We start from the raw sequence: 24,676 nt of genomic DNA on the forward strand, positions 1-24,676 counted from the left end.
CCATGCGCCGGGTCGGAGCGCTCCGCCAGGTTGCGCTCTCCGCCGGCCGCGACATCGACGACACGCTCGGCTTCTGGCTCGACGTTTTCGGCCTGCCCGTGCATGCCCGCTACGACCCGCCCGGCATTGCCTTCATCATCGCCGGCAATGTCAGGCTGTTCTTCACCGGTGGCGTGCCGCAGGCGACCGTCTATCTCGACATCGCCGACTTGGACTCCTTCTACGAAACCGCATCCGACAACGGCGTCGCCTTCACCACGGCGCCGACGCTGGTCCATCGCGATGCCGCGGGCGAATTCGGCCCGGCCGGCGAATGCGAATGGATGGCTTTCCTGAAGGACCCAGCCGGCAATACGATCGGGCTGGTGGAAAGGCGGACGTAAACAACCAAAAATTGACTGTTCTTTGCCAGTATCTTCGAGCATCGCGGAAGCATCGATCGGAGACCTGGTAGATAGCCATGTTCATATTCGGCAAACGCAAGCAACCGCCTTCAGGCAATCCACCGATGCAAGTCATCTTGCCATCCTCTGCTTTCGAACAGTCCAAATATTGCGACGACGACATCGTTCAGGCGGTCGTCAACTACGTCAACAGCCTTTTCGACCACGGCCTGTACCATCGCCACGAACTGCCCCACGTCGCTTTGCAGGCCTACCACGCAGATTTCTATCTGGCACAGGTCAACAATGGCGGGCACAGCCAGTTCATCCACAACAGCGACCGAAAAGCACCGCACATCTTCGCCGACGCGCTTTCGGGTCTGCTTGCGATGGGCGCGACCACACAGGCAGCACTGTTGCAGGAGATGATTGCCTGGTTCGACGCGAACCCGGTAGCTGCAAGGGAGCAGACCGGATTTTCCGGCGGCCGCGCACCAGCCTTGGACAAGCTCGACGACCGGCTTTACGCCGCCGAGAAGGCAGACCCGATCTCCCGGCGTGCTGCCGAGTGGGTTTCGCGATGGCCCGGATTGCGAAAGGTCGAAGACGGATTCTATGAAGCCGAGATGCAAGCTCTCATCCTTGCCAACCCAAGGCGAGGCAAACGCCTTTCTGCCGCCCGTATCGCGCGCTTCCACCACTCGGTGACGGATCCGCTGCACGCAGCCGTGGCGCTTGCTGCGGCAGCCGTCGGGACGCCGGAGGCGCTGACCGGGATTTGTGGCGGATACCTAACAGATATCCATGGCAGACAAGAGAAAGCCTGGGTCGTCGACACCGATGGCGGCATGCGCTTTGCCGTGGTGGACGACGCTGGAGCGCGGCTCTACGAATACGTGGAGGGACATGGCGACCCTCTCGGAAACTATCGGCCGCCCGCTGCCGGCGCGTTGCTGGGAACCGTGCAAGGCCCTGCTGTCGAGGCTGTGATCCGATATGCGACGAGGATGCCGGTAGCCGCCGCGGGTGACCTTCTGCTGCGGCGTGCCCGGCCTCTTGTCGACGATGCGGTCATGTCTGTGCAGGGCGCGACAGCCGACATTCCAAATCCGGTCTTCTGGATCGTCATCGCCGAGGAGAGTTTTGCTCTCGTCGAGTCGCCGCGGGGATTCGTCCTTGCCGGCAGCGCCAGTGGCGAAAGGTACGGCCCGCTGCCGCTGCGTGAAGCCGCAAGCCATGCCGAGGCGTTGCAGGAGCGCTGACCCGCTTGCCGCGGCCCGCGGCAAGACGGAAATGTCGGCGGGTCTGACCTTGCACGATCAGACCCGCCGCGATTGCCCTTTTGTTACGCCTCCGAAGCCATCGCCGCTTCGCGGATTTCGGCTTCATTTTCCTTGGTGCCGTTGAAAAAGGCGTTGAGCACCACCGCCGAAACCGAAGCGAGCAGGATGCCCGACTCGATCAGCGGGTGGATGCCATGCGGCATCCACATCTTGAAGTCGGGCGCCACCAGCGGGATCATGCCGAACCCGACAGAGACCGCCACCACGAACAGGTTGTTGCGGTTGGTCTTGAAGTCGACATTGGCAAGGATGCGGATACCCGTCGCCGCCACCATGCCGAACATCACCAGCCCAGCCCCGCCGAGCACGAAGGTCGGCAGCGCCTCGACCAGGGCGCCCATCTTCGGCACCAGGCCGAGGATGATCAGGATCACGCCGCCGGCCACGCAGACGAAGCGGCTCTTGACGCCGGTAACGCCGACAAGACCGACATTCTGCGAGAAGCTCGTATACGGGAACGTGTTGAACAGGCCGCCGATGATGGTGCCGAGACCGTCGGTACGCAGGCCGGCCGAGAGCATCGGCTGGGTCACCTTCTTGCCGGTCATGTCGCCAAGCGCGAGGAACATGCCCGTCGATTCGATCATCACCACGATCATCACCAGCACCATGGTGATGATCAGGATCGGCTCAAAGATCGGCATGCCGAAGCGCAGCGGCGTGACCAGTTCGAACCAGCCGGCGGACGCCACCTTGTCGAAACTCATCATGCCGAGCGCCGCCGTGATGACGCCGCCGATGACGATGCCGAGCAGCACGGCGATGTTGGCCATGAAGCCCTTGCCGAACCTGGCGATCGCCAGGATCGACAAAAGGACAACTGCCGAGATGCCGACATTGGTCAGCGGCGCATAGGCCGGGTTAGACACCGACGCTGCAAGCCCGAGCTTTTCGGGCAGCGGCGGAATGGTCGAGCCGGTGGCGGCGGCCATCTCGGTCACCGTCTTCAGCCATTCGGCATGTTCGGGCGAAACCAGCTTTGGCGCGGTCGGGCCGAACGGATTGCCGAAGATCCAGTTGATGCCGATGCGCATCAGCGATGCGCCGATCACCACGATGATCGTGCCGGTCACGACAGGCGGAAAGAAGCGCAGCATGCGGCTGACAAGCGGTGCAATGAGAAGTGCGACAATACCGGCGCCAATGATCGCGCCGAAGATCATGCGGGCACCATCGGGCCCCTGGTTGGCGTTGGCCATGGCAACCATCGGGCCGACGGCGGCGAAGGTGACGCCCATCATGACCGGCAGCTTGATACCGAACCACTGGGTCGCGCCGAAGGACTGGATAATGGTGACGACGCCGCAGACGAACAGATCGGCCGAGATCAGGAAGGCGACCTGCTCCGGGTCGAGCTTGAGCGCACGCCCGATGATGAGCGGCACTGCGATTGCACCGGCATACATGACCAGCACATGCTGGATGCCAAGCGCGGTTAGACGAGGCGCCGGTAGCACCTCGTCCACAGGATGCGGACTGTTGGACATGGCATTTGTTCCCCTTTTGCCAGCCGGTCCGAAGAATGCCGAAGAGGACCGGTTCCCTTCTCCCGAGGGATGGTGCAGGATCGTCTGTATCGAGCCATTCGGCTATCAAGATTTATTTGAAATAATCGCGTGAAATTCATGAAGATCGTGACCTGGAACATCAACGGCGTCAGAGCCCGCATCGACAACCTGTTGCATTGGCTCAAGGAAAGCGCGCCCGACATCGTATGCCTCCAGGAAATAAAGACTGTCGACGAAGGATTTCCCCGCTTCGAGATCGAGGCACTCGGCTATAACGTCGAAACACATGGCCAGAAGGGCTTCAACGGCGTCGCTATACTTTCGAAGCTGCCGTTCGACGAAGTCAATCGCGGCCTGCCGGGAGATGATTCCGACGAGCAGGCGCGCTTCATCGAAGGTGTGTTCTCGACCGACAAGGGCGCCTTGCGCGTGGTTTCGCTCTATCTGCCCAACGGCAATCCCGTCGGCACCGAAAAATTCCCCTACAAGCTCTCATGGATGGCAAGGCTGGAACGCTGGGCGGCCGAGCGGCTGGCGCTCGAAGAGGCGCTGGTACTTGCCGGCGACTACAACGTCATTCCCGAGGCGATCGACGCCCGCAACATCGAGCTGTGGCTGGGCGACGCGCTGTATCAGCCCGAGACGCGGCAGGCCTTCCGGCGGCTCGAAAACCTCGGCTTCACCGAGGCGGTGCGCTCGGTCACCGACCAGCCCGACGTCTATACCTTCTGGGATTACCAGGCCGGCGCCTGGCAGAAGAACAACGGCATCCGCATCGACCACCTGCTGTTGTCGCCGGAGGCAGCCAACCGCTTCACTTCCGCGTCGATCGAAAAGCATGTGCGTGCGTGGGAAAAGCCGTCGGACCACGTGCCGGTGGCGATCGACCTCAATCTCGTGGCCGCCTGAGGCAAGCCCGCCAGAGCCGGCAGGTATTCGGCGGCAGGAGCAGTCAGTTCAATGCTGGGAGACGAAACGTGGGAGGCCTGGCTTTCCACGTGCTCGGCGCGCCTGGCAGCTAGGCCTACTGGTTGCCCTTGGTCAGGATGTCTTCGGCCAGCGAAATCGCGGTGCGGCGGTCGGATTCGTCGGCGAGCGCGAAAGCCTCTTCCTGCATGCCCCTGATCCAGGGCTGGTCGGCAGGCTGGGCGCGCTCGAGGGCTGCCGTCATCATGGCGAGGCCACGGACCACCTTGCCGCTCTCGAAAAGCAGATTGCCGAGCGTCGCCTGAGCACCCGCATGGCCCTTCTCAGCGGCAAGCTGCAGCCAGCGGCCGGCCTGCCTGACGCTGGCCTTCACGCCGCCATCGCCCTTGAGGAACATCTTGCCCATTTCGAACTGGGCATTGGGATTGCGGTAGTTGGCCGCGGCGCGCATGTAGTATTCCTGCGCTGCGACCGGATTGGCCGACACCGGGCTGCCGGGGATGCCATGCTTCATGTAGCCGCCGAGCGCCACCAGCGCGTCGGAGACATAGCTCTCCTCGGGCGAACCGGGCTCGACGTCCTGCTCGGCGATCTCACTGAAGAACTTAAAGGCTTCGTAGTCGTTCTGGGCCACGCCATCGCCTTCGGCATACATGCGGGCGAGCTTCCAGGTGGCGCCGATCTGGCCGTTTTCGGCAGCGTAGCGATAGGCCTCGACAGCCTGGTCCTTGTGGCCGCTCTTGTAGGCGGAGAAACCGAACTGGAACACCGCCCACGGGCTCGACTCCGGCTTCACGCCGGTCTTGTCGTCGAAGACCTTGTCGTCGAACGCCTGCGCCTCGCCGGCGGCGCCCAACAGGGAAGCCGCGACAAGCGCAGAATAGGCTGATGCTCTTACCAACTCAGATATGCGCATAGCAGTGCGTTTCTTCCGCCCACCTGGGTGGGTGACCGTGCCATTGCTGCCCGACGGGGCGGTTTCGGCACAATTCGAGATCGTTCCCGACCGCTGAGCAGTCGGGCACGGCTTCCATTCTTTCGCCCTCTCCGCGAGTTCGACACCGGACTGCGTCATGCCGATCCGTTCGGCCGGGCGCGCCATGTCCTGAACATCGATAACGTGAAGATGCGCGCTGTTTTCGACTAAAGTACGGCCAAATCCCTGCAAGCAACCGCGATCGCGCACATGCTGTGCAGGCTTGGTCCGGGCGCCGACGACATCAAGACTACTTCCACGCACGGCGCGAAATCTCGCAGGCAAAGAACAGGCAGGCGCATGCGCCGACGCTGCCGTCGTCTGACGGCTGGGCAGCTTGGCCTTGAAGATCGCCTTGGCGTTCATTCCTGTTCCTGCCGCAGCATTGCGGCCCCTTGCACTTGTCGTCCGATGTCCCGTCACGGGCATCCCGGGTTCTGGTCCGAAGACCTATCCGGGGTGCGCCGGGTTTATGGCGGGAAATGGGCAATTGCCCCGCTTGGTTTCTTAGCCGAAAGCTTGATGCAAAAGTGTTGCCGAATCGTCACAACTGTTGCCGACTTGCCGCGCCATGGTTTCCGAAACGCAAACGGACGCTGGGCAACAAAAAAGCCGGGCACGAGGCCCGGCTTTTGGAGGTTTAGGAGGTGGTTGTTACCACTTGACCGAGTAGCCGCCGGAAAAGGCGAAGGCCCAATCGTTACCGACAGCACGGTTTGCGGCGCCATACTGAGTTTCTTCGCCCGCCGTGAGGTAACTCACGCCCGCGCCCGCGCGCAGTTCACCGCCAATCTTGTCTTTGAGCGAGATGCCCGTGCCGATGGTGTAGGTATCAGTGTGAAGATCCCAGCCAGTGCTGACGCCGCGATCCCAGGTAGCAAAGACCGTACCGGCTATAGAGTCACTAAACGAGTGACCAATGCCACCGGTGACGGTCCACCCGTCCTGCCAGTTGTAGGTATCGATGCGGTTGACACCGGGGAACAGCACGAGACGCAGTTCCTCGTTGACTGACCAATCCGTCCATTTGATGCTGCCATAGGCTAGCCAGCCCGGCGCAATGCCACTTTGAACCTTGAGCTCCACGCTTTGCGGAAGCTCTGCAAACCCTTGTGCGACTGGAAGGCCGTTGGTGGTGCCTTCAGCTGACACACTCGTTGCAGAGCGGTACATCAGTTGCGCGCGAAGGGCAATTTCCGGGATTTCATAGGCAATGCCGGCTCGCCAGCCCAACCCCTGATCCTTCAGATCGACCGTAACTCCGCCGTTGGACCCGACAAGATTGTAGTCGACGCTTTCGATGAAAGCACCGCCCAGCACCGAAATGCGTCCGTTGCCAAGTTCGTACTGGAACGCACAGGTAGCCCCATACTCCATGACGGTGAAGTCTTCTTCGCGCTTCAGGAGCGTTCCATTGCCACCAGCGCCATAGGTCACACCGCCGCCATAGGGCATGCTCACCGTGCCTGCGCATGAAAGCTCGTCGAATATCTTGAACTTCACCGCCGCCGACGGAACTACATAGGTGTCGGAGTAATCGTAACCTGTGCCATCCGGATAATTGTTCTTCGTAAATTCGCGATGCGGACTAACCACCGTCATACTGGTGCGCAGATTGAAGTTGCCCTGCTCGTACAAAATATCCGTATCGGCCGTACCGCGCGAAAACCCGCCTGCCTGAGCCGTGCTTGCCGCCACGATCGTCAGCGCCGTTGCCCCCAGCAGCGCTTTTGTGAGACGCGAAATGTTCATTTGTGTCCTCTCCCGAATGCTCGCGATGAGAATTGACCGATTTCATTCTGATCACGCAACATTGATTTTTTGCAAACGCGGCGGCGCTACGGTCAGGTTCGGCCATCGCCGCTGACCTTCCGCTTACGCAAACGTCAATTTTGGTGATTTCGCTCTTCCACCGGAAAGATTTCCAGGAAAATCCGGAGAACCCGATCCGGAAATCGGCGTTTTTGCGGGTATATCAGCGCCTTGTTACATTATGGCAACAATCAGGCGCAAAACGGTTACATCGACCACAATTTACGCCGCGGCACGCCTGTTCCGGCAGCCAAAGACGCTCCTGCCGCAGCGTCATTCCGCGGCAGGATTTCAGCCTCGAATCGTCAGCCGGCGTCGCGAACCCGTGACAGCGCGGTGTCGAGCTTTTCCTGTGTCTGGCGATAGTCCTCGAGCTTTTCGCGCTCGGCTGCGACAATCTCCTCGGGCGCGGAAGCGACGAATTTTTCGTTCGACAGCTTCTTGTGCAGCCGGGCGATCTCCTCGGTGGTCTTGGCCAATTCCTTCTGCAGCCGCGCAGCTTCGGCCGTCAGGTCGATCAGGCTGCCGAGCGGCAGGCAGGCGGTGGCCTCGCCGGCGACGATCTGGGCCGCGCCCTTGGGCGCTGCCGCCTCATGGGTGATCTCGCCGACACGGGCCAGGCGCGCGATCGCCGACTGGTGACGCTTCAGGCGCTCAAGCGTCTCGTCGTTGGCGCCGACAAAGACCAGCGGCGCGATCGCCGCCGGCGGCACGTTCATCTCCGAGCGCACCGAGCGGATGCCGCTGACCAGGTCGACCAGCCAGTTGATCTCGGCCGCTGAGGCTCCGTCCTCGAAGTCGGGCGAGGGCCAGGCAGCATGGCACAGCAGCGACGGCCGCTCCTTGCCCTCGCCCGCCGTGTGCGCCCACAGCTCCTCGGTCATGAACGGCATCATCGGATGCAGCATCTTATAGATCTCGTCCAGCACGAACGCCGCGACTGCCTGGCTTTCGGCCTTAGCCGCCTCGTCCTCGCCCATGAAGATCGGCTTCAGCAGTTCCAGATACCAGTCGCAGAAGGTGTTCCAGACAAAGCGGTAGGCCGCGCCCGCCGCTTCGTTGAAGCGGTAGGTGGTGATCGACGCCGTCACCTCGCGCGTGGCGCGGGTGAGTTCGGTCAGGATCCAGCGGTTCACCGTGAGCTTGGCATCGTTGAGCCAGAACTCGTCGTTGCGCGCCACGCCGTTCATCTCGGCAAAACGCGTGGCGTTCCACAGCTTGGTGCCGAAGTTGCGGTAGCCGGCAATGCGGGCCGGATCGAGCTTCACGTCGCGGCCTTGCGCAGCCATGATCGCAAGCGTGAAGCGCAGCGCGTCGGCGCCGTACTCGTCGACCAGTTCGATGGGATCGATGACGTTGCCCTTCGACTTCGACATCTTCTGGCCGCTCTTGTCGCGAACCAGCGCATGGACATAGACCGTGTGGAACGGCTCCTCGTCCATGAAATGCAGGCCCATCATCATCATCCGGGCGACCCAGAAGAAGATAATGTCGAAGCCGGTCACCAGAACGTCGGTCTGGTAGTAGGTATCGAGTTCGGGCGTCTTGTCGGGCCAGCCGAGCGTCGAGAACGGCCACAGTGCCGACGAGAACCATGTGTCGAGCACGTCCTCGTCGCGGGTCAGGATTTTGCCGGGCTCGAAATTCTCAAGCTGCTCCTCAACCCAGGCCTTCCACGGCCCGTCAAGGGCGAGATAGTGCTGGACCGCCGCATCGAGCGCCTCTTCTTCGGTGCGCTCGACGAAGACGTGGCCGTCCGGGCCATACCAGGCCGGGATCTGGTGTCCCCACCACAGCTGGCGCGAAACGCACCAGGGCTGGATGTTTTCCATCCAGTCGAAATAGGTCTTTTCCCAGTTCTTGGGCACGAAGTTGGTGCGGCCCTCGCGCACGCTGCGTATGGCGGGCTTCGCCATCTCGGCAGCGTTGACCCACCACTGGTCGGTCAGATACGGCTCGATCGGCACGCCGCCACGGTCGCCATGCGGCACCATGTGCTTGTGCGGCTCGATCTTGTCGAGGAAACCGCCCTCTTCCATGATCTGGACCACCAGCTTGCGCGCCGCGAAGCGGTCGAGGCCGTGAAGCTGAGTCCAGACGCCGTCGCGCATGTCGCTACGCTCGAGGCCTTCGAGGAACTCGTCATTGTCGACGATGTTGATGCTGGCCTCGACGGTCAGGATGTTGATCGCCGGCAGATTGTTCCGCTTGCCGACCTCGAAGTCGTTGAAGTCGTGCGCCGGCGTGATCTTGACCGCGCCCGAACCCTTTTCCGGATCGGAGTATTCGTCGGCGACAACGGGAATCTTGCGGCCGACGATCGGCAACACGACGTTCCTGCCGACGAGATGCGCATAACGCTTGTCGTCGGGATGAACGGCGACAGCCGTATCGCCCAGCATCGTCTCGGGCCTTGTGGTCGCAACCGTGATGTAGGTGCTCGGGTTCTCCGGATCGTAGACCTCGCCCTCGACCGGATAGCGGAAGTGCCAGAGGTTGCCGTTGACCTCGTGCTGCTCGACCTCGAGGTCGGAGATCGCCGTCAGCAGCTTGGGGTCCCAGTTCACAAGGCGCTTGTCCTTGTAGATCAGGCCCTGCTTGTGCAGCGTGACGAACACCTCGATGACCGCCTTGGACAGGCCCTCGTCCATGGTGAAGCGCTCGCGCGACCAGTCGCAGGAGGCACCCAGCCGCTTCAGCTGGTTGAAGATCATGCCGCCGGATTCGTCCTTCCACTCCCAGACCTTGTCGACGAACTGCTCGCGCGTCAGGTCGCGGCGATGGATCTGCTTTTCCATCAGCTTGCGCTCGACCACCATCTGGGTGGCGATGCCGGCATGGTCCATGCCCGGCTGCCACAGCACGTTCTTGCCGCGCATGCGCTCGAAGCGCACGAGGATGTCCTGCAGGGTATTGTTGAGCGCGTGGCCCATGTGCAGCGAGCCGGTTACGTTGGGCGGCGGGATGACGATGGTGAACGGCTCCGCGCCCTCGGCAGCACCCGCGCCGGCCTTGAAGGCATCGGCGTCTTCCCAGGCCTTGGCAATCTTGGGTTCGACTGATTTGGCGTCGTAGGTCTTCTCAAGCATCGGAATTGGTTCCGTTTGGTCCGGATTTTGCTGGTCCGGTGTAAATCGGATGGGTGGGGGCAAGTCAACAGCATGGCCTGCCGCAACCAGAAACGAAAACGCCGCCCGAAGGCGGCGCTTTCATGTCGGCAAGGCCGAAATCACTACACGCCGCGGGCCACGCGCTCGATCTCTTCGCGTACCAGCCGTTCGACCAGCGTCGGCAAGTTGTTGTCGAGCCAATCCTGCAGCATCGGCCGCATCATTTCGGCAGCAATATCGTCGAACGACTTGCGGCTGCGCGCCGCATAAGCGTCGTTGAGCTCGCCGAAGGCGGCCGAAACCTGGCGGCCAGCCTGCTCGGAAATGATCGCGGGCTTCGCAGCGAAAGTCTCATCGGCAGTGGCCCGCTCGACCGAGGAAATTGCCGGTTCGATCGGGGACGCAGCACCTTCGCCCCTCGCTGCTGAGACAGGAGCTTCGACGTCGGGTTCGCGCGCAGGGCCGGCCAGCCGCTCCATCTGCTCTACCGCCAGGGTGGACTTTGGCGCCCAGCTCGCAGTCGGCGTGCGCGGCAATGCAGCGGCCTCTGCCACGACTGCTTCAGCCGGCTTCGGATCTGCCGTCGGCCACGTCACGGCGCGGGGCTCGGCTGCCTTAGCTTCGGGTGCTGTCGGAGCCTGCACGGCTTCAACGGGCTTGACCTCGACCGGCATCGGCTTGGCAGCCTGGAGTTCAGCCCTGAATGCCTCTACCTCGATGATGTTGCGGTCGAGGCGATCGTCTTCCGGCTCCGGGCGCATCTGCTCGAAGTCGACGGCCGGGCGTCGTCCGGTGTCGTTGTCCTCGATGATCCTGCGAATGGAAGCGAGTATCTCTTCCATCGAGGGTTCGCGCTGAGCGCTGCTAGCCTGGGCCATCGTCACATCCGCCGCCTTTGTGACAGGTTACAAAACCCGCCCGTCGAAACGAGCTTCGAATCAGTGCTTTAGCGTAGCCGACTGATTCCCCTTCGAGAATCCCCAATCGGACAGCCCCGGCGATTTCAACAGATTACCTCACAAAGGGGGGGGCGCAAATGACAACGGGCGCCCGCTCCAAAAGAGCAGGCGCCCGCCTCAAATCCCGCACGCGGTGTGCTGAAGGTCAGCGACCGTCCGGCGTCCGCAGCCCGATCCACTTGTCCTTGACGGCATTGAAGTGTTCTTCCGGCCGGTACTTCGTGACGTTCAGCCCAAGCCGTTCGACCGACAGATTGCCGGCAGCAGACAGGATGGCATAGCTCGCAACCACGACATCGCGCTCGGCGGTCGCCAGGTTAATCTGGGCGTCGATAACGTCCTGCTGGGCATTCAGCACGTCGAGCGTGGTGCGCTGGCCGACATTGCGCTCCTCGACAACGCCGCTAAGTGCAAGCTGAGCAGCCGAAATCACTTCGCGATTGGCTGCCACGGCCTCGCGGGCCGCGGTGTACTGCGTCCAGGCGGAGGTCACCGCGGCGCGCACCTGATCACGGCTGACATCGACTTCGATGCGGGCCTGGCCAAGCGATTCCTTGGACTGGCGCACGGTCGCCGACGCCCGGCCACCCTGGTAGATCGGCACGGTCAGCGTCGCGCCGATATTGGCCGACGTCGACCAACCATCAGGAGACGTAGTGCTAGCCGGTGCATTGTTGCGATTGATCTGGGAAACGCCTGCCGAGGCTGACAGCTGCGGCAACAGGGCGCCTTCCGCGGATTTCACGGTGAAGCCGGCCGCGTCGACCAGGTGCTCGGTGGCAAGGATCGCCGGATGCTGATCGGCTGCGATGGAGGCCGCGCCCTCCAAGTTCCTGGGAAGGAGCTTGGCAAGCGGCGATGCCGCCTTCAGGTTCTTCGGTTCGTCGCCGACGATCTGGCGATAGATGGCTGCGCTCGACAGCGCCTGGGCCCGGGCAGCGCTGAGCTGGGCGAGTGCCGCCGAGCGGGATGCGTCAGCCTGGGCGACGTCGGTGCGGGTGCCCTCGCCCACGTCGAAGCGCGAACGCGCGGCCCGTACCTGCTCGCCCAGGAACTGCAGGTTGCGCTCGGTCAGCGCCGCCACCTGGCGGTCGCGGATCACATCCATGTAGGCGCTTGCCGCGTTGAACAGGATGTTCTGCTCGGTGTTGCGCAGGCTCTCATTGGAGGCGCGAACACGGGCCTCGGCGGCAGCGACATTGTTCTTGGTCTGGAAGCCGTCGAATAGCGACTGGCGAATCTCGACGCCGAACGAACCGGTCGTCAGATGGCTCGTCGATGAATTCCGTCGCGTCGTCGAATAGTCGATGCTGGCGGAGCCATTGATCGTCGGACGCCAGCCTGACTTGGCGATCGCGACGTTTTCGTCGGTGACGCGCACACCGGCGCGGGCCGAATTGAGCTGGGAGTTGTTCTGATAGGCCTTTGCCAAAGCTCCGAGGATCGTTTCCGCGGAGGCCGACAACGGCGACAGCGCCGTGGCAGAGACCAGAGCTACAGCAAACACACTTTTACGGAAAAACGACACGCGCGTCCCTCATTCATTCTGCGGCGAGCTGCCCGAAAGCAGCCTGAAGTGCCCCTCGCCGAAACCGGCCTAATGCGCTGATTCCAGACTGAAACAGTCCAGAATCAAATCACCCTCGTCCGGTCTTAGAACATCACGACGCGTTGCGCACAGCAAGAAAAAGGCGCTCAGAACTCAAATTCGCGTGTGCGATTGAAGCCAGGTAGTGGCTTAACTGCCGCATTGAACGCCCTGCGGGCCGTCACATTGCCGTCTGCCTTGAGGTAAACGCTGGCCACGCCGGCGTTGCCGCGCCCTTCGACGGCAACCAGGCGGCCGCCTTCCTTGAGCTGGGCCAGCAGCGCATCGGGCACCTGCTCGACGCTGCCGCCGACGAAAATAACGTCATAGGGAGCCTGCGAGGCATAACCTGCGGCAAGCGGCCCGGAGACCACAACCACGTTGTCGCAGCCAAGCGAGGAAAGGGTCGAGGTCGCGGTTGCCGCGAGCGTCGGATCGCTTTCGAGTGCGATCACCGAGCTGGCGAGTTTCGACAGCACGGCCGAGGAATAGCCGGTGCCGCTGCCGACATCGAGCACGAAGTCACGCGGACCGATCTCGGCCAGTTGCGCGAGCTTGGCGAAGGGCGACGGCTCCATCAGGTAGCGCGGCTGGTCGCTGTCGGCGGTCACACCGTAGCGCAGATCCTCATCGATATAGGCAAGCTCGCGCTGGGCGCTGTCGACGAATGCCTCGCGCGGCACCGAAAGCATGGCGGAAAGGATGGCAGCGTCGGTCACGTCGGTGGTGCGGACCTGGCCGTCCACCATCTTCACGCGACGTTCGGAAAAATCAGCGTTCATTTTCAAACAGGCCCGCCTTCGGCGCATGAAGCGCAAATGTGACTGTGCCCGAATTCGGTCCTCGGCGGCGGTTGCCGAGAAAGCTGGAGGCCTCGCCCGGAATCGAACCGGGATGCAAGGATTTGCAGTCCTCTGCGTAACCACTCCGCCACGAGGCCTCGCCGCTTCGGGCGTCTACACGGCTCCAATAGGTTGCCAGGAATCCGGCGTCAAGCGGGGAAGCTTCTTTCCCCATCGGTTTTGGACACGACACGCTCAAGCAATGCCATTGGCCACTCCGATCGCGCATCCCGCTTCGGCCTGCCTCATCGATCAGCCGGACGCCGGCGCCGCTCCCACCAGACGATCAGTCGACGGCGCACCCGCCGCACGACGTGGAATTCGTGCGAAAGAATCAGCAGGCCGAGCGGAATCATCCAGAAGCCGAGCACCGGCAGGAACCCAAGCAGCCCGAGGAAGCAAAGCGCCACGCCGAGTCCGATGCGGACGCCACGCGATTGCGGCATGGCGAACTCGCGCCCCAGCACCGAAATCTTCCGTTTGGGCGGCTGCTGAGGTTTGTAGCTGGTCATAAGTCCTGCATTTGTGGCGATCCGTATGCGCCCGAATGCCGCGCCAAGCCGGCAAAAATGCGGGCGAAGCCGTCATATGAGGCCGCGCGGCGGCGATTACCAGAAAGGCTGCTGGGAAAAACTCGCAAAAAGTTCGATTAGCGCTTTGCAAATCGCGAAACCGTTTGCTATACGCCGCCTCGTTCACATGAGCCCTGTTCCCCGGTAGCTCAGTGGTAGAGCAACCGGCTGTTAACCGGTTGGTCGCTGGTTCGAATCCGGCCCGGGGAGCCACTTTTTCCGCAAAGTGCAATTGTTGGCATCAGGGCACAAACGTGCCTGGCATGGCCACGACGTTTATGGCTCGGCCGGCCGGAGACGGCAATCAAGCTGCCCGCCGCAGGCGCGGATGCCAAGCTCCACATGCAATGCAGCGACGCTTGTGAAGATCTTCCGGTTCCAGCACCCCTGCCCCGCAGTAGTCCAGAAGATTTGCCGATTGGGCCAATCGTTGACCTTGAGTTGAACAGCCGCCGCCGCGGCATTCTGTTTCCGACACATATATTAGCCTGCGAAAATACAACAGACCATAAGACTGGCGATTCACGGCACATATTTTCCTAAATTCCAGTGACTGGAAGAATATTCTTGCCGTCACTCCCAACCCGACGTCATCATTCCGGTTGCCGTTGCGTCAGGCTCTGCAGATTGCAGCTCGTGGCCAGCGGCGAGTTGTCGATCAATGGGAGATTTTCATGAAGCGGATGCGGATTTCACGAATAGCCCTGGCTGCCTTCCTGGCAGCGTCCACCTCGACATATGCATTGGCAAACGAACAGAAGCCGATGAGCGCCGAGCAGGTCGCGGACCTCAAGAAACGTGCGATCGAGGGCATCGAGTCGCGCGCCAAGCTCGCCCAGGAGATGACGGATTCGATCTTCAGCTTCGGCGAACTGGCATTCCAGGAAGTCGAAACCTCGAAATACATCACCGACATCCTCGAAGAAGGCGGCTTCACGGTCGAACGCGGCGTCGCCGGCCTGCCCACCGGCTGGGTCGCCAAATGGGGATCGGGCGAACCGGTGATCGCCCTCGGCAGCGACATCGACGGCCTGCCCAAGACCTCGCAGAAGCCGGGCGTCGCCTATCACGACCCGATGATCGCAGGCGCGCCGGGGCATGGCGAAGGCCATAATTCCGGGCAGGCGGTGAATGTCGTCGCAGCGCTCGCGCTCAAGGACATCATGGAGAAGGACAAGATCCCGGGCACCATCATGCTGTGGCCTGGCGTTGCCGAGGAGTTGCTGGCCGGCAAGGCCTACATGGTGCGCGACGGCGTCTTCAAGGATGTCGATGCGGTGCTGTTCACCCATGTCGGCAACAATCTGCAGACCACATGGGGCCAGCCCAACGGCACCGGCATGGTTTCGGTCGAATACACCTTCAGCGGCGAATCGGCCCATTCGGCCGGGGCGCCGTGGCGCGGCCGCAGCGCGCTTGACGGCGTCGAACTGATGAACATCGCCTGGAACATGAAGCGCGAGCACCTGCGTCCCGAACAGCGGTCGCACTACGTCATCCCGGATGGCGGCGACCAGCCCAACGTCGTGCCTTCCGCGGCAACGGTCTGGTACTTCATCCGTGAGCAGGACTTCGACAACATTTCCAAGAATTTCGAAACCGCCAACACCATCGCCGAAGCCGCGGCGAAAATGTCGAACACCACCGTGTCGCGGCAGATCGTCGGCACGGCGGCACCGCGCCACTTCAACAAGCCGATGGCCGAGGCCGCCTACGCCAACATCCAGCAGGTCGGCCTGCCGAGCTGGAACGACGACGAGCAGGCCTTCGCCAAGGCCGTGCAGAAGACGGTAAAAGCCAAGGAGGAAGGGCTCGCGGTCAAGCTCAAGGAACTGCAGCCGCCACTGGAGAAACCCGAGAGCGGCGGTTCGGACGACATCGGCGACATCTCCTGGGTGGTGCCGACGATCACCGTGAACTACCCGTCGAACATCCCCGGCCTGCCCGGCCACCATTGGTCGAACGCCATGGCGATGGCGACGCCGATCGCCCACAAGGGCGTGGTCGCCGGCTCGAAAGTCGTCGCCATGACGTCGATCGACCTCCTGACCAATTCGGAACTGTTGGCCAAGGCGACCGACTATTTCCAGAACGAACAGCAGAAAGGTCAGAAATATGTCCCGATGCTGAGCGCCGACGACAAGCCGCAGATCCAGAAGAACGTGGAGATCATGGCGACCTTCCGGCCGGAAATGCAGAAATTCTACTACGACCCGTCGAAGTACCCGACCTATCTCGAACAGCTGGGGATCAAGTTCCCGGTCCTCGAGAAGAAGTAGGCTGGCACTGCGCCACCAGCCTGGTGGCGCAAGCGAACGGCTGCAGCGGCGAGGCCCCCGCTGCAGCCGGACTTTTTTGCGGAGCCACCTGCCCGGCTCCGCGCCGCAAAATTCGCGCTCGACGCGAAACTTTTCACAACCCGATTCACGTATCCATCACGTTGCGTGCAACATGGGGCTGTTACAAGCGGTCGCTAATATTCACCAACCACCGGCCAGGAGAGGCGACCATGCGTTTTTCGGATGTACGCGAGACCCTTCGCTCCATCGGAGTGGTCATGAGCAAGCGAGGCGAGACCATCCGCCTCAACCATTTCGGCGGGCTCGAAGACACGGCGAAATACACCACCGACCTCCAGGACGCGCTGGCGCTGGGCAGGCAGATTGCCGGCCCGCGACGTGCCAGCGCCAGCAGGTAACATAAGTAGCTGATCACCTGCGGCGGCCGGTCGTGACCGTTCGCCGCGTCGCCGCCAGTTGCAGCTCTGCGGACCTGGCCACATCGGCGCGTGCCTGTCGGCAGCCCCGCTTTTTGACGAACCCGCGCCGAGATCCCTCCCCAACGGCGCGGCATTCCAGTCGGACCACCGGTTTTCCGCCCCTCTCCCGATACTTGTGAACCGCCACGCACCCAGCGGTCGGCTTGTCCGCACCTGCGTGCGCCACATGACGATTCTGCCAGGACGACCTGAGATTTTCGGCTGCTTTGACGTTTCGCTCACGCAGCAATCACCCCACCCCACTATCGTCTTCCAAAACAGGCTGGAATCGCCTCCGGCAAACATTGGTGAGGGACGCTGGAATGCTGCAGGTTTTGTCCGGTTGCGAAGGCACACAAATAGGCGCGCTGGCTGGGTTGTCGTTGTATGATTCCAACCTAAGGTATCCACGCCCAAGGCGAGTCGAGTTGTGCTACCCTCGTCGCGGGCAGGAACGACCTGCTGCAAAGGTCCGCGCGATGACTGGTGAAGACGCCAGTACCCTGGGTCATATCTATCTGTTCGGGACGCTGGCCGTCACCGACGCAGATGGGGCGTCGTGCACGCCGAAAGCCCAGAAATCCCGCGCCTTGGTCGCCATGCTGGCGCTGGCCCCGCGCGGCGCCCGGTCACGCATCTGGCTTCGCGACAAGCTATGGAGCGACCGTGGCGAAGAACAGGCGGCGGCAAGCCTGAGGCAGGCGCTTGTCGACGTGCGCAAGTCGCTCGGCCCGATGGCCGAACGCATCATCATTTCCGACAACCATACGATTTCGCTCGACCTCAACCGTGTTTCGGTCGATGCGCTGCAGCTTCTCGACCCGGCTCGCCAGTCCTCGCCAGACGACGTGCAACTCGAATCCTGGCCGGAACTGCTCGAAGGGCTCGACATAGGCGACCCCGAATTCGAGGAATGGCTGATGCTCGAGCGCCAGGTCTGGCATGGCCGGCTCGAAACCGCGCTCGGCCAGCGCGACCTCAGCCCGAAAGACCGTCGAGCCAACGGCTTCATCCCGGCAGAGAACAAGCGGTCCGGCCCGGATTCGCCCGATGGCGGGGAGCGCAGAACGACGCCGCAACGCGGCAGCCTCACCGGCTGGTCTGTCGCCCTGCTGCCGCCCTCGATATCAGGCGACGCATTCAATGCGGCATCGCTGCCGGACATGTTCACGGAGTCACTGGTCCGTTCGTTGCTGGAAGATGGCGAATTGGCCGTCTGCGACCTTTCGAGGCCAGACCTTTCAGCGGCCACGCAAGCCGCGGCCGAATTCGACGCCGTGGCCCTGGCCATCCAGGTCGGCTACCGGTTTTCGGCCCACCAGGCCCATATCAGCGTCAGCGTCCATCGCACGGCGGACCGCAGCCTGCTGTGGATGGGCGGCGCCACGCTGGAACGCCGCGCCATCGAGACCGGCGACACCTCGGCCTCGCACCAGCTCATCAACGAGGCGATGGACGAGTTGCGCCGGTACTTCATCGCGCGCTCCGAACAATCCGACGACGCGGCGGAAGGCGAGAGCCTCTTTGCTGCCGTCAACGCCATGTTCCGCCTGTCGCGCAACGACCTTGTGATGTCGGAGGCCTCGCTTCGGCGTATCATCGCCCAGCGGCCATCCTCGCAGGCCTATGCCTGGCTCGCCTTCCTGATGACCTTCCAGGTCGGCCAGCGCTTTTCCGATTCGGCCAATGTGACCGAGCAGGCGCAGCAATACGCACGCAAGGCGCTGGAACTCGACCCCGGAAACTCGGTCACCCTGGCTCTCGTCGGCCACGTCCATTCGTTCCTGTTCGGCGAATACGACTACGCATCGGGCCTGTTCGAGCGCGCAATCCGGGCCAACCCGACCCAGGTCTTGGGCTGGGACCTCTACTCGATGCTGCATGCCTATGCCGGACAGCCGGAAAAGGGCTTGGGCCTCGCCAACTGGGCGCGCCACCTCGGCGCCCACAGCCCCTATCGCTACTATTTCGACACCTCGCGGCTGATCAACGCCACACTCGCCGGCAATCACCGCGTCGCCATCGAGGCCGGCGAACAGGCGCTGCGCGAACGGCCGGATTTCAATTCGCTGCTCCGCTATCTCGTGGCGAGCCATGCACAGCTGGGCGACATCCGCGCCGCGCGCTCGCTTCTCGACCGCCTCAATACGGTGGAACCCAATTTCTCGATCAGTTCGTTGATCGATGCGCGCTACCCGATCATGCGAACCGAAGGCGGCGCCAATCTGATTTCGGGCCTCATCAAGGCCGGCGTCAAGAAATAAGCCTGACCGGCGCACTAAGCGCCGCAACATTCGATCAAATCAATGGGGTATAAAGTGGCTGGCAACGACAGTTTTGCGCCGCATGAAGGCGGCTTATCGCACTTCCTGGATCAGTACCGCTTCAAGATCGCCGGTGACGACGTGCTGCCTTGTGCGGCTTCCGACCGGCCGCAGGTTGCGCTGGAGACGAAATCGCTCGCAGCCGGCCCGCAGATGGTGATGGCCGCAAGGGTGGCCGGCGCGGTGATGAGTGCTGGTGTGCAGAACAAGGCTTCGCTCAACAAGAACAAGAATAAGAACAAAAACAAAAATAAGAACAAGAACAAGGGCAGCGCTCTGCAATCCGGGTCCGGAGGCGGTTCACAGAGCAACCTCATCCCCGCCTTCGAGCTTCGGCGCCTTCACACCTCGCCCTCGCCGCATGCATTCACCGCGGCGCGCAAATTCACCTGGGAGCAGCTCGACATCCCGCTGCCCCCAGGGCCCGACGTCACGCGGCTGGAAACCGCGGTCATGCTGTCGCTCCAAGCGCGCGACCGCGAACGGACACGGCGCAAGGAAGACATCGAGCGCGAAGCCAGCCTCGACGTCTCGGATTTCACCAAGCCACTGGGCATCGACGGCATCAGCGGCTTCGATCAGACCGAGGGCCTGTTCCAGGCGATTCTCACGGCCTGCGAATATGTCGGGCTGATCTACAAGGCCAAGTTCAACCGCACGCGGCCGAACCAGATCGAGCCAAGGCTGCGGCTGATGCTGCCCAACCCGGCGCACCAGGCCTATCCCAGCAACCACTCGTTCCAGTGCCATACGATCGCTTTCGCCTTCAACTCGATCCTGCCCGAGCACCCGGCGACGGAGGAGCTGTCACGCATCGCCCGCAAGGTCGCCGAGAACCGCGAATGGGCGGGCCTCCACTATCCCAGCGACACCAATGGCGGACGCGCCCTGGCACAGCGTTTCCAGCCCTATCTCAGGGATGCCTTCATGGCGAACTATCTCGCCGCCCAGCGCGAATGGCTTTGAGGGAGAGACGAAGATGGCAAACGGCAACCAATTCTCCTTCCAGGCACCGCAGTCCTATTATTATCTCTGGCACCTCGCCGCGCTCGGCGTGATCGATGCGACTTTCGGGCCGCTCAGCCCGGGCGGCGAGATCGACTACTCATCGCCGGACATAGAAGGCACGGTCTGGGATACGATCACCCAGGCCTTTCCGGCGGCCAACACGCCGGCGACGATCGCCCTCATCGACGTCGGCGTCAGCCGCAGCCACCCAAACCTCAAGAGCCGGCTCGACACCGTCAAGTCGATCGATCTCGTCAGCCATCCCCATGGCGCGAAATATGTGGCCGCGCCTGCAGCCAGCCCCTACGACCCGGAGGTCAAAGCCGCGTTTTTTGCCGGTCTTTCCACCGCCGGCCTGGGCGCGCTGAACCTGACCGGACCTGAAACGGGCTATTTCAATAGCCTGATTGCCGAGCTCGTGGCCTCCGAGGGCGTCGTCCATACGCTGATCGAGGGGGACGAGACCTTCGGCAGCCACGGCACCGCCGTCGCCGGCCTGGCAGTTGGCGAACCGGCCGCCACCGTTGCCCCCGATCCCGCCATCGTGCTTCCAGATGTGCTGAACGGCGACGACGGCAGCGTCGTCCCCAACCCGAACCGCAACACGCTGCCCTATTTCGGCGTCGATCCCTTCTCGCGGCTGATCTCGATTCGCACCGGCTTCGAACAGCAGCCCGACCAGTTCATCACGGCTTTCCTCTATGCCTTCGCCAGCGGTGCCGACGTGATCCTGCTGCCCCGCGGGCTCCCCGATCCGAACCGCGGCGCCCTGAATCCGAAGCCCGAGCTGTCGCAGGACCTCGACGAGCGCCAGAACTGGGAGCGGGCCGATCTGTTTGCCCGGCTCGAGGAGGCGACGCCGCCAGCCAGCGAAATCCGCCCCAATGCGGTCGGCAAGACGGCAAATCGCGAGTTGGCCTGGAACATCCTCGCCAAGCTGATCGTCGCGATCAGCCGCAAGGTGCCGGTCGTGTGCGCGGCAGGAAACGACGGTGAAAGCCAGCTCATCTACCCGGCCAACCTCGCCGCGGCCAACAATGGCATAGTGGCCGTGGGCGCGGTGACGCCCAACGGCTATCGCTCCGGCTACAGCAACTACGGAACGAAGCTGACGCTGGTCGCACCGTCCGACGATTTCGAGATCTACACGCGGCACCAGTTGCGCGTGGACCGTACCGACCCGATGGTCGAGCAGCATTTCTACCATCCCGGCACCGGCAAGGTCATTCCGCACAGCCATTTTTCGCTGCTGACGACCGACCTGCCCGGCACGTTCGGCTATGCCGGCGGCTCGGATCCCTATTCGTCGATCCTGCCGCCGCACGACAATCCCGGCATAGGCGGCGGCTACTACACGACGTTCGGCGGAACCTCGGGTGCCGCAGCCCTTGTCGCGGGCGTGGCATCCCTGCTGGCGCGCGCCAACAAGGCCAAGCAGGGCCCGGCGGCAAAACTCGATGGCCTGTCGTCAAAGGCGATCCTGGTGGCCGCCTGCGACCAGAACGCCACCGTCAAGCCGGGCACGACACCGCTGACGCCCGATCCGATGAATGCCGACAACGAGCCTGCGAAGGGCAAGGGCTATTTCTTTGGCGCCGGACTGCTCGATGCGGGCAAGGCGGTCGCCGCGGTGCTTGGCCCCTGACGGGCCACGGAAGAAGGCAGCGATAACGAAGGTCTGAGGTGGATGGCGTGAGCGCAGCCCATCCGCCGGCGGGAAACCTTTGTCGAAAATCATGGTTTGTCAGGATGCTGTCCGCGGGGGTTGTAGCATCCTGGCAATCAGGGGCCGAGATGATCCTCCCCTTGCCCCTGCCCCGCCCCGTCGGCTCGACGACGGGGCGGTTGGATTTGAAGGAGACCGGCGCTCAGCGCAACCAGCGCTCGATGCGGTCCATCGCCTCGATCATTTCGTCGTGGCTGCCGGCATAGGAGAACCGCATATAGCGATGGCCGGCAAGCGGATCGAAATCCCTGCCGGGCGTTGCTGCGACATGGGCTTCGGCCAGCATGCGACGTGCGAACTCCATGCTGTCGTTGGTCAGGCGCGAGACGTCGCAAAAGGCGTAGAAGGCGCCATCCATGGGCGCTGCGAAGCTGAACCCCAGTTCCGGCAGCCGCTTGGCCAGTAGCTCGCGGTTCCAGGCATAGCGCGCCTTGATGACCTCGAGCTCGTCGGTGACGTTGAACGCCTCGATGGCAGCGACCTGCGACAGCTCGGGCGCCGAGATGTAGAGAGATTGCGCGATGCGCTCCAACGGCCGCACCAGCCGTTCCGGCAATACCATCCAGCCGATGCGCCAGCCGGTCATGCAGTAATATTTCGAGAACGAGTTGATGACGGTGACGTCGTCGTCATAGGCGAGCGCGGTCACGTCGGGCGCGCCATAGGCAAGCCGGTGGTAGATCTCGTCTGAGATGACGGCGATGCCGAGTTCGCGTGCCGTGTCGACCAGCGCCTTGAAGTCGCCCGGCGGCACGACCGCGCCGGTCGGATTGGCGGGGCTCGCAAACAGCACGCCCTTCAGCGGCTTCTGGCGATGCGCCTCGCGCAGATGCTCGGCGTGGAGATAAGCAGCGCCATCAAGCTCGATCTCGACCACGTCGAGCCCGAGCGCGCCCATGATGTTGCGATAGGCGGGATAGCCGGGTGCGGCGATCGCCACCCGGTCGCCCGGATCGAACATGGCAAGGAAGGCGAGATTGAAGGCCGCCGACGACCCGGTGGTGACGGCGATTCGCGAAACCGGCACCTCAATGCGGTAATGTTCGGCGTAGTGGGCCGAAATCGCCTTGCGCAGTTCGGCGAGGCCGAGCGCGTCGGTATAGCCGATGCGCCCAATCTTCAAGGCTGCGGCCGCCGCGTCGCGCACCCGTTGCGGTGCAGGATCGGAGGGCTGGCCCACCGCCATCGAAATGACGGGCGTTCCCAAGGCCTTGAGCCTGTTGGCTTCGGCCAGGATGTCCATCGCGTGGAAGGGCTCAACCTCGCCGCGCCGTGAAATCGCTACCGCCATGTTCGTCCACTTTCCCTTGCCGTCCGTCGGGCAATGCGCCGCACAAATGCCTGATTGATATGGGGATCACAAGTTGATGAGTTTCTTGGACCAGCCTTTTCACAGCCCAACGGCTCGTTTACGAGTGTTTCCCGCCATGCAGAGCAACAATAGTCTTTCGCGTTTCCTCGCAAGATCAACGCGCGCCTTTGCCGCGTTTGCATTGTCGGCCGGCGTTGCGCTGGGTTCGACGGGTGCAGCGCATGCGCAGCGGGTGCCCATAGTACGCGACGCAGAGATCGAGGCGCTGGTCCGCGACTACGCCCGGCCGATCCTCAAGGCTGCGGGCTTGGCCAATTCGAACATCAATATCGTGCTCGTCAACGATCCGGCTTTCAATGCCTTCGTTGCCGGCCGGCGCATTTTCATCAACACCGGCACGCTGATGACGTCGGAGACGCCGAACGAGGTCATCGGCGTGCTGGCGCATGAGGCCGGCCATATCGCCGGCGGCCACCAGGAACGCTTGCGCGACCAGCTGGCACGCGCCCAGACCATGGCGATCGTGGCCGCACTGCTCGGCGCAGGCGCGATGGTGGCAGGGGCAGCATCCGACACCAACGGCCTCGGCGCCGCGGGCGCCGGCATCATGACCGGCGGCTCGGAAATGGCGCGGCGCAGCCTGCTCGGCTACCAGCGCTCGGAAGAGGCCACCGCCGACCGTTCAGCGATCACCTATCTCAATGCCACGGGCCAGTCGGCACAGGGAATGCTGAAGACCTTCCAGCGCTTCCAGAGTGCGTTGTCGCTGTCAGGCGCCCGGGTCGACCCTTATCAGGTCAGCCATCCGATGCCGCGCGAACGCATCGCCAATCTCGAAACGCTGGCGCATCAGAGCCCCAATTTCGGCAAGGCCGATTCTGAAGCGCTCCAGCTGCGTCATGACATGATGCGGGTGAAGATCGCCGTCTACACGCAGGGCCAGGCCGCCGCCTCGCGGCTGCTTCGCAACAATGCCAGTGGCCTTGCCGCCCGCTATGGCGACGCCCAGGCGACCTACCTGTTCGGCGATCTGCGCTCTGCACTCAGCAAGACCGACGCGCTGATCAAATCGCAGCCCAAGAACGCCTATTTCCACGAGCTGCGCGGCGATGTCCTGATGAAGTCGAACAAGGCAGCGGCTGCAGCCGAATCCTACGCCACCGCTGTCCGGCTCGACCCGGCCAAGTCGGGCATCCTGCCGATCCAGCTTGGCCAGGCCTATCTCGCCGTCGGCACCCCGGACGCATTGAAGAAAGCCGTCATCGAGGTGCGCAAGGGCCTCGATCGCGATCGCGAGAACGCCGCTGGCTACCGCTACCTTGCCCAGGCCTACGGCATGCTCGGCGACGTCGCCGACGCCGACCTTGCCACCGCCGACGGACACTACTACAGCGGTGCCTACCAGGACGCCAAGATCTTTGCGATGCGCGCGCAGATGAAGATGCCGCGCGGCTCGCCGGGCTGGGTGCGCGCCCAGGACATCATCAATTACAAGGGGCCGAGCAAGAAAAAGAAGTGAACCTTCTTT

At 62.9% G+C, this 24,676-nt stretch carries 18 protein-coding genes and 2 tRNA genes; 10 read left to right on the forward strand and 10 right to left on the reverse strand.

The window, feature by feature from the left end:
- The first annotated feature begins 2 nt into the window (after window positions 1-2).
- Window positions 3-383, forward strand: coding sequence for a VOC family protein (locus tag CO731_RS18840; RefSeq protein ID WP_108608322.1), 381 nt, complete (start codon window positions 3-5; stop codon window positions 381-383).
- Between the two features lie 77 nt (window positions 384-460).
- Window positions 461-1,645, forward strand: coding sequence for a DUF4375 domain-containing protein (locus CO731_RS18845; RefSeq protein WP_108608323.1), 1,185 nt, complete (start codon window positions 461-463; stop codon window positions 1,643-1,645).
- Window positions 1,646-1,728: 83 nt separating this feature from the next.
- Here the strand turns inward: CO731_RS18845 and CO731_RS18850 are convergent, their stop codons facing one another.
- Entirely contained in the window at window positions 1,729-3,213 is a 1,485-nt protein-coding gene (locus CO731_RS18850; protein WP_108608324.1) for a nucleobase:cation symporter-2 family protein, read from the reverse strand.
- 138 nt (window positions 3,214-3,351) lie between these two features.
- On the opposite strand from CO731_RS18850, the gene xth reads away from it, so the two are divergent.
- Entirely contained in the window at window positions 3,352-4,143 is a 792-nt protein-coding gene (gene xth, locus CO731_RS18855; RefSeq protein WP_108608325.1) for an exodeoxyribonuclease III, read from the forward strand.
- 115 nt (window positions 4,144-4,258) lie between these two features.
- Here xth and CO731_RS18860 read toward each other — a convergent pair whose 3' ends face one another.
- The 8 genes from CO731_RS18860 to CO731_RS18895 form a co-directional block, all read right to left on the reverse strand.
- A complete protein-coding gene (locus CO731_RS18860) occupies window positions 4,259-5,077 on the reverse strand; it encodes a tetratricopeptide repeat protein (protein ID WP_108609923.1) in 819 nt (272 codons plus the stop codon).
- A gap of 714 nt (window positions 5,078-5,791) precedes the next feature.
- On the reverse strand, window positions 5,792-6,889 hold the full coding sequence (locus CO731_RS18865) for an outer membrane protein transport protein (RefSeq protein ID WP_108608326.1): 1,098 nt from the start codon (window positions 6,887-6,889) through the stop codon (window positions 5,792-5,794).
- Window positions 6,890-7,254: 365 nt separating this feature from the next.
- Complete coding sequence (locus CO731_RS18870) at window positions 7,255-10,038, reverse strand: valine--tRNA ligase (RefSeq protein WP_108608327.1); 2,784 nt, start codon at window positions 10,036-10,038, stop codon at window positions 7,255-7,257.
- 143 nt (window positions 10,039-10,181) lie between these two features.
- On the reverse strand, window positions 10,182-10,937 hold the full coding sequence (locus CO731_RS18875; RefSeq protein WP_108608328.1) for a DUF2497 domain-containing protein: 756 nt from the start codon (window positions 10,935-10,937) through the stop codon (window positions 10,182-10,184).
- Window positions 10,938-11,163: 226 nt separating this feature from the next.
- Window positions 11,164-12,546, reverse strand: coding sequence for a TolC family outer membrane protein (locus CO731_RS18880; RefSeq protein WP_108608329.1), 1,383 nt, complete (start codon window positions 12,544-12,546; stop codon window positions 11,164-11,166).
- Between the two features lie 167 nt (window positions 12,547-12,713).
- On the reverse strand, window positions 12,714-13,388 hold the full coding sequence (locus CO731_RS18885) for a protein-L-isoaspartate O-methyltransferase (RefSeq protein ID WP_108608330.1): 675 nt from the start codon (window positions 13,386-13,388) through the stop codon (window positions 12,714-12,716).
- An 84-nt stretch (window positions 13,389-13,472) separates the two neighbouring features.
- A tRNA-Cys gene (locus tag CO731_RS18890) sits at window positions 13,473-13,546 on the reverse strand.
- Between the two features lie 147 nt (window positions 13,547-13,693).
- Window positions 13,694-13,960, reverse strand: coding sequence for a hypothetical protein (locus CO731_RS18895; RefSeq protein ID WP_108608331.1), 267 nt, complete (start codon window positions 13,958-13,960; stop codon window positions 13,694-13,696).
- 198 nt (window positions 13,961-14,158) lie between these two features.
- Between CO731_RS18895 and CO731_RS18900 the strand changes: the two genes are divergently transcribed.
- The 6 genes from CO731_RS18900 to CO731_RS18925 all read left to right on the forward strand — a co-directional run bounded on the left by CO731_RS18900 (window position 14,159) and on the right by CO731_RS18925 (window position 21,755).
- Window positions 14,159-14,233: transfer RNA gene (locus CO731_RS18900), tRNA-Asn, on the forward strand.
- Between the two features lie 461 nt (window positions 14,234-14,694).
- Window positions 14,695-16,299, forward strand: a complete 1,605-nt coding sequence (locus tag CO731_RS18905; RefSeq protein ID WP_245439407.1) for an amidohydrolase — start codon at window positions 14,695-14,697, stop codon at window positions 16,297-16,299.
- Window positions 16,300-16,529: 230 nt separating this feature from the next.
- A complete protein-coding gene (locus tag CO731_RS18910; RefSeq protein ID WP_108608332.1) occupies window positions 16,530-16,718 on the forward strand; it encodes a hypothetical protein in 189 nt (62 codons plus the stop codon).
- A 539-nt stretch (window positions 16,719-17,257) separates the two neighbouring features.
- A complete protein-coding gene (locus CO731_RS18915) occupies window positions 17,258-19,042 on the forward strand; it encodes an SARP family transcriptional regulator (RefSeq protein ID WP_199914491.1) in 1,785 nt (594 codons plus the stop codon).
- A 213-nt stretch (window positions 19,043-19,255) separates the two neighbouring features.
- Window positions 19,256-20,068 carry a phospholipid phosphatase gene (locus CO731_RS18920; RefSeq protein WP_245439918.1) on the forward strand — a complete coding sequence of 271 codons (813 nt, stop codon included), beginning with the start codon at window positions 19,256-19,258 and terminating at the stop codon, window positions 20,066-20,068.
- A gap of 13 nt (window positions 20,069-20,081) precedes the next feature.
- Window positions 20,082-21,755: a S8 family serine peptidase gene (locus CO731_RS18925; protein WP_108608334.1), complete on the forward strand. Its 1,674-nt coding sequence runs from the start codon at window positions 20,082-20,084 to the stop codon at window positions 21,753-21,755.
- Window positions 21,756-21,978: 223 nt separating this feature from the next.
- Here CO731_RS18925 and CO731_RS18930 read toward each other — a convergent pair whose 3' ends face one another.
- Window positions 21,979-23,127, reverse strand: a complete 1,149-nt coding sequence (locus CO731_RS18930) for an aminotransferase class I/II-fold pyridoxal phosphate-dependent enzyme (RefSeq protein WP_108608335.1) — start codon at window positions 23,125-23,127, stop codon at window positions 21,979-21,981.
- A 136-nt stretch (window positions 23,128-23,263) separates the two neighbouring features.
- Here CO731_RS18930 and CO731_RS18935 point away from each other — a divergent pair, with 136 nt between their 5' ends.
- Window positions 23,264-24,667 carry a M48 family metalloprotease gene (locus CO731_RS18935; RefSeq protein WP_108609926.1) on the forward strand — a complete coding sequence of 468 codons (1,404 nt, stop codon included), beginning with the start codon at window positions 23,264-23,266 and terminating at the stop codon, window positions 24,665-24,667.
- Window positions 24,668-24,676: the final 9 nt, after the last annotated feature.

Source organism: Aminobacter sp. MSH1, assembly GCF_003071665.1.
Classification (GTDB): Bacteria; Pseudomonadota; Alphaproteobacteria; order Rhizobiales; family Rhizobiaceae; genus Aminobacter; species Aminobacter niigataensis.

Excerpts from the sequence above, each read along its gene's own strand:
- CO731_RS18930 (WP_108608335.1), bottom strand. The coding sequence starts at position 23,127 with ATGGCGGTAGCGATTTCACGGCGCGGCGAGGTTGAGCCCTTCCACGCG.
- CO731_RS18850 (WP_108608324.1), bottom strand. The coding sequence starts at position 3,213 with ATGTCCAACAGTCCGCATCCTGTGGACGAGGTGCTACCGGCGCCTCGT.
- CO731_RS18935 (WP_108609926.1), top strand. The coding sequence starts at position 23,264 with ATGCAGAGCAACAATAGTCTTTCGCGTTTCCTCGCAAGATCAACGCGC.
- CO731_RS18910 (WP_108608332.1), top strand. The coding sequence starts at position 16,530 with ATGCGTTTTTCGGATGTACGCGAGACCCTTCGCTCCATCGGAGTGGTC.
- CO731_RS18845 (WP_108608323.1), top strand. The coding sequence starts at position 461 with ATGTTCATATTCGGCAAACGCAAGCAACCGCCTTCAGGCAATCCACCG.
- CO731_RS18920 (WP_245439918.1), top strand. The coding sequence starts at position 19,256 with ATGGTGATGGCCGCAAGGGTGGCCGGCGCGGTGATGAGTGCTGGTGTG.
- CO731_RS18865 (WP_108608326.1), bottom strand. The coding sequence starts at position 6,889 with ATGAACATTTCGCGTCTCACAAAAGCGCTGCTGGGGGCAACGGCGCTG.
- CO731_RS18840 (WP_108608322.1), top strand. The coding sequence starts at position 3 with ATGCGCCGGGTCGGAGCGCTCCGCCAGGTTGCGCTCTCCGCCGGCCGC.
- CO731_RS18870 (WP_108608327.1), bottom strand. The coding sequence starts at position 10,038 with ATGCTTGAGAAGACCTACGACGCCAAATCAGTCGAACCCAAGATTGCC.
- CO731_RS18885 (WP_108608330.1), bottom strand. The coding sequence starts at position 13,388 with ATGAACGCTGATTTTTCCGAACGTCGCGTGAAGATGGTGGACGGCCAG.
- CO731_RS18905 (WP_245439407.1), top strand. The coding sequence starts at position 14,695 with ATGAAGCGGATGCGGATTTCACGAATAGCCCTGGCTGCCTTCCTGGCA.
- CO731_RS18925 (WP_108608334.1), top strand. The coding sequence starts at position 20,082 with ATGGCAAACGGCAACCAATTCTCCTTCCAGGCACCGCAGTCCTATTAT.
- xth (WP_108608325.1), top strand. The coding sequence starts at position 3,352 with ATGAAGATCGTGACCTGGAACATCAACGGCGTCAGAGCCCGCATCGAC.
- CO731_RS18895 (WP_108608331.1), bottom strand. The coding sequence starts at position 13,960 with ATGACCAGCTACAAACCTCAGCAGCCGCCCAAACGGAAGATTTCGGTG.
- CO731_RS18915 (WP_199914491.1), top strand. The coding sequence starts at position 17,258 with ATGACTGGTGAAGACGCCAGTACCCTGGGTCATATCTATCTGTTCGGG.
- CO731_RS18860 (WP_108609923.1), bottom strand. The coding sequence starts at position 5,077 with ATGCGCATATCTGAGTTGGTAAGAGCATCAGCCTATTCTGCGCTTGTC.
- CO731_RS18875 (WP_108608328.1), bottom strand. The coding sequence starts at position 10,937 with ATGGCCCAGGCTAGCAGCGCTCAGCGCGAACCCTCGATGGAAGAGATA.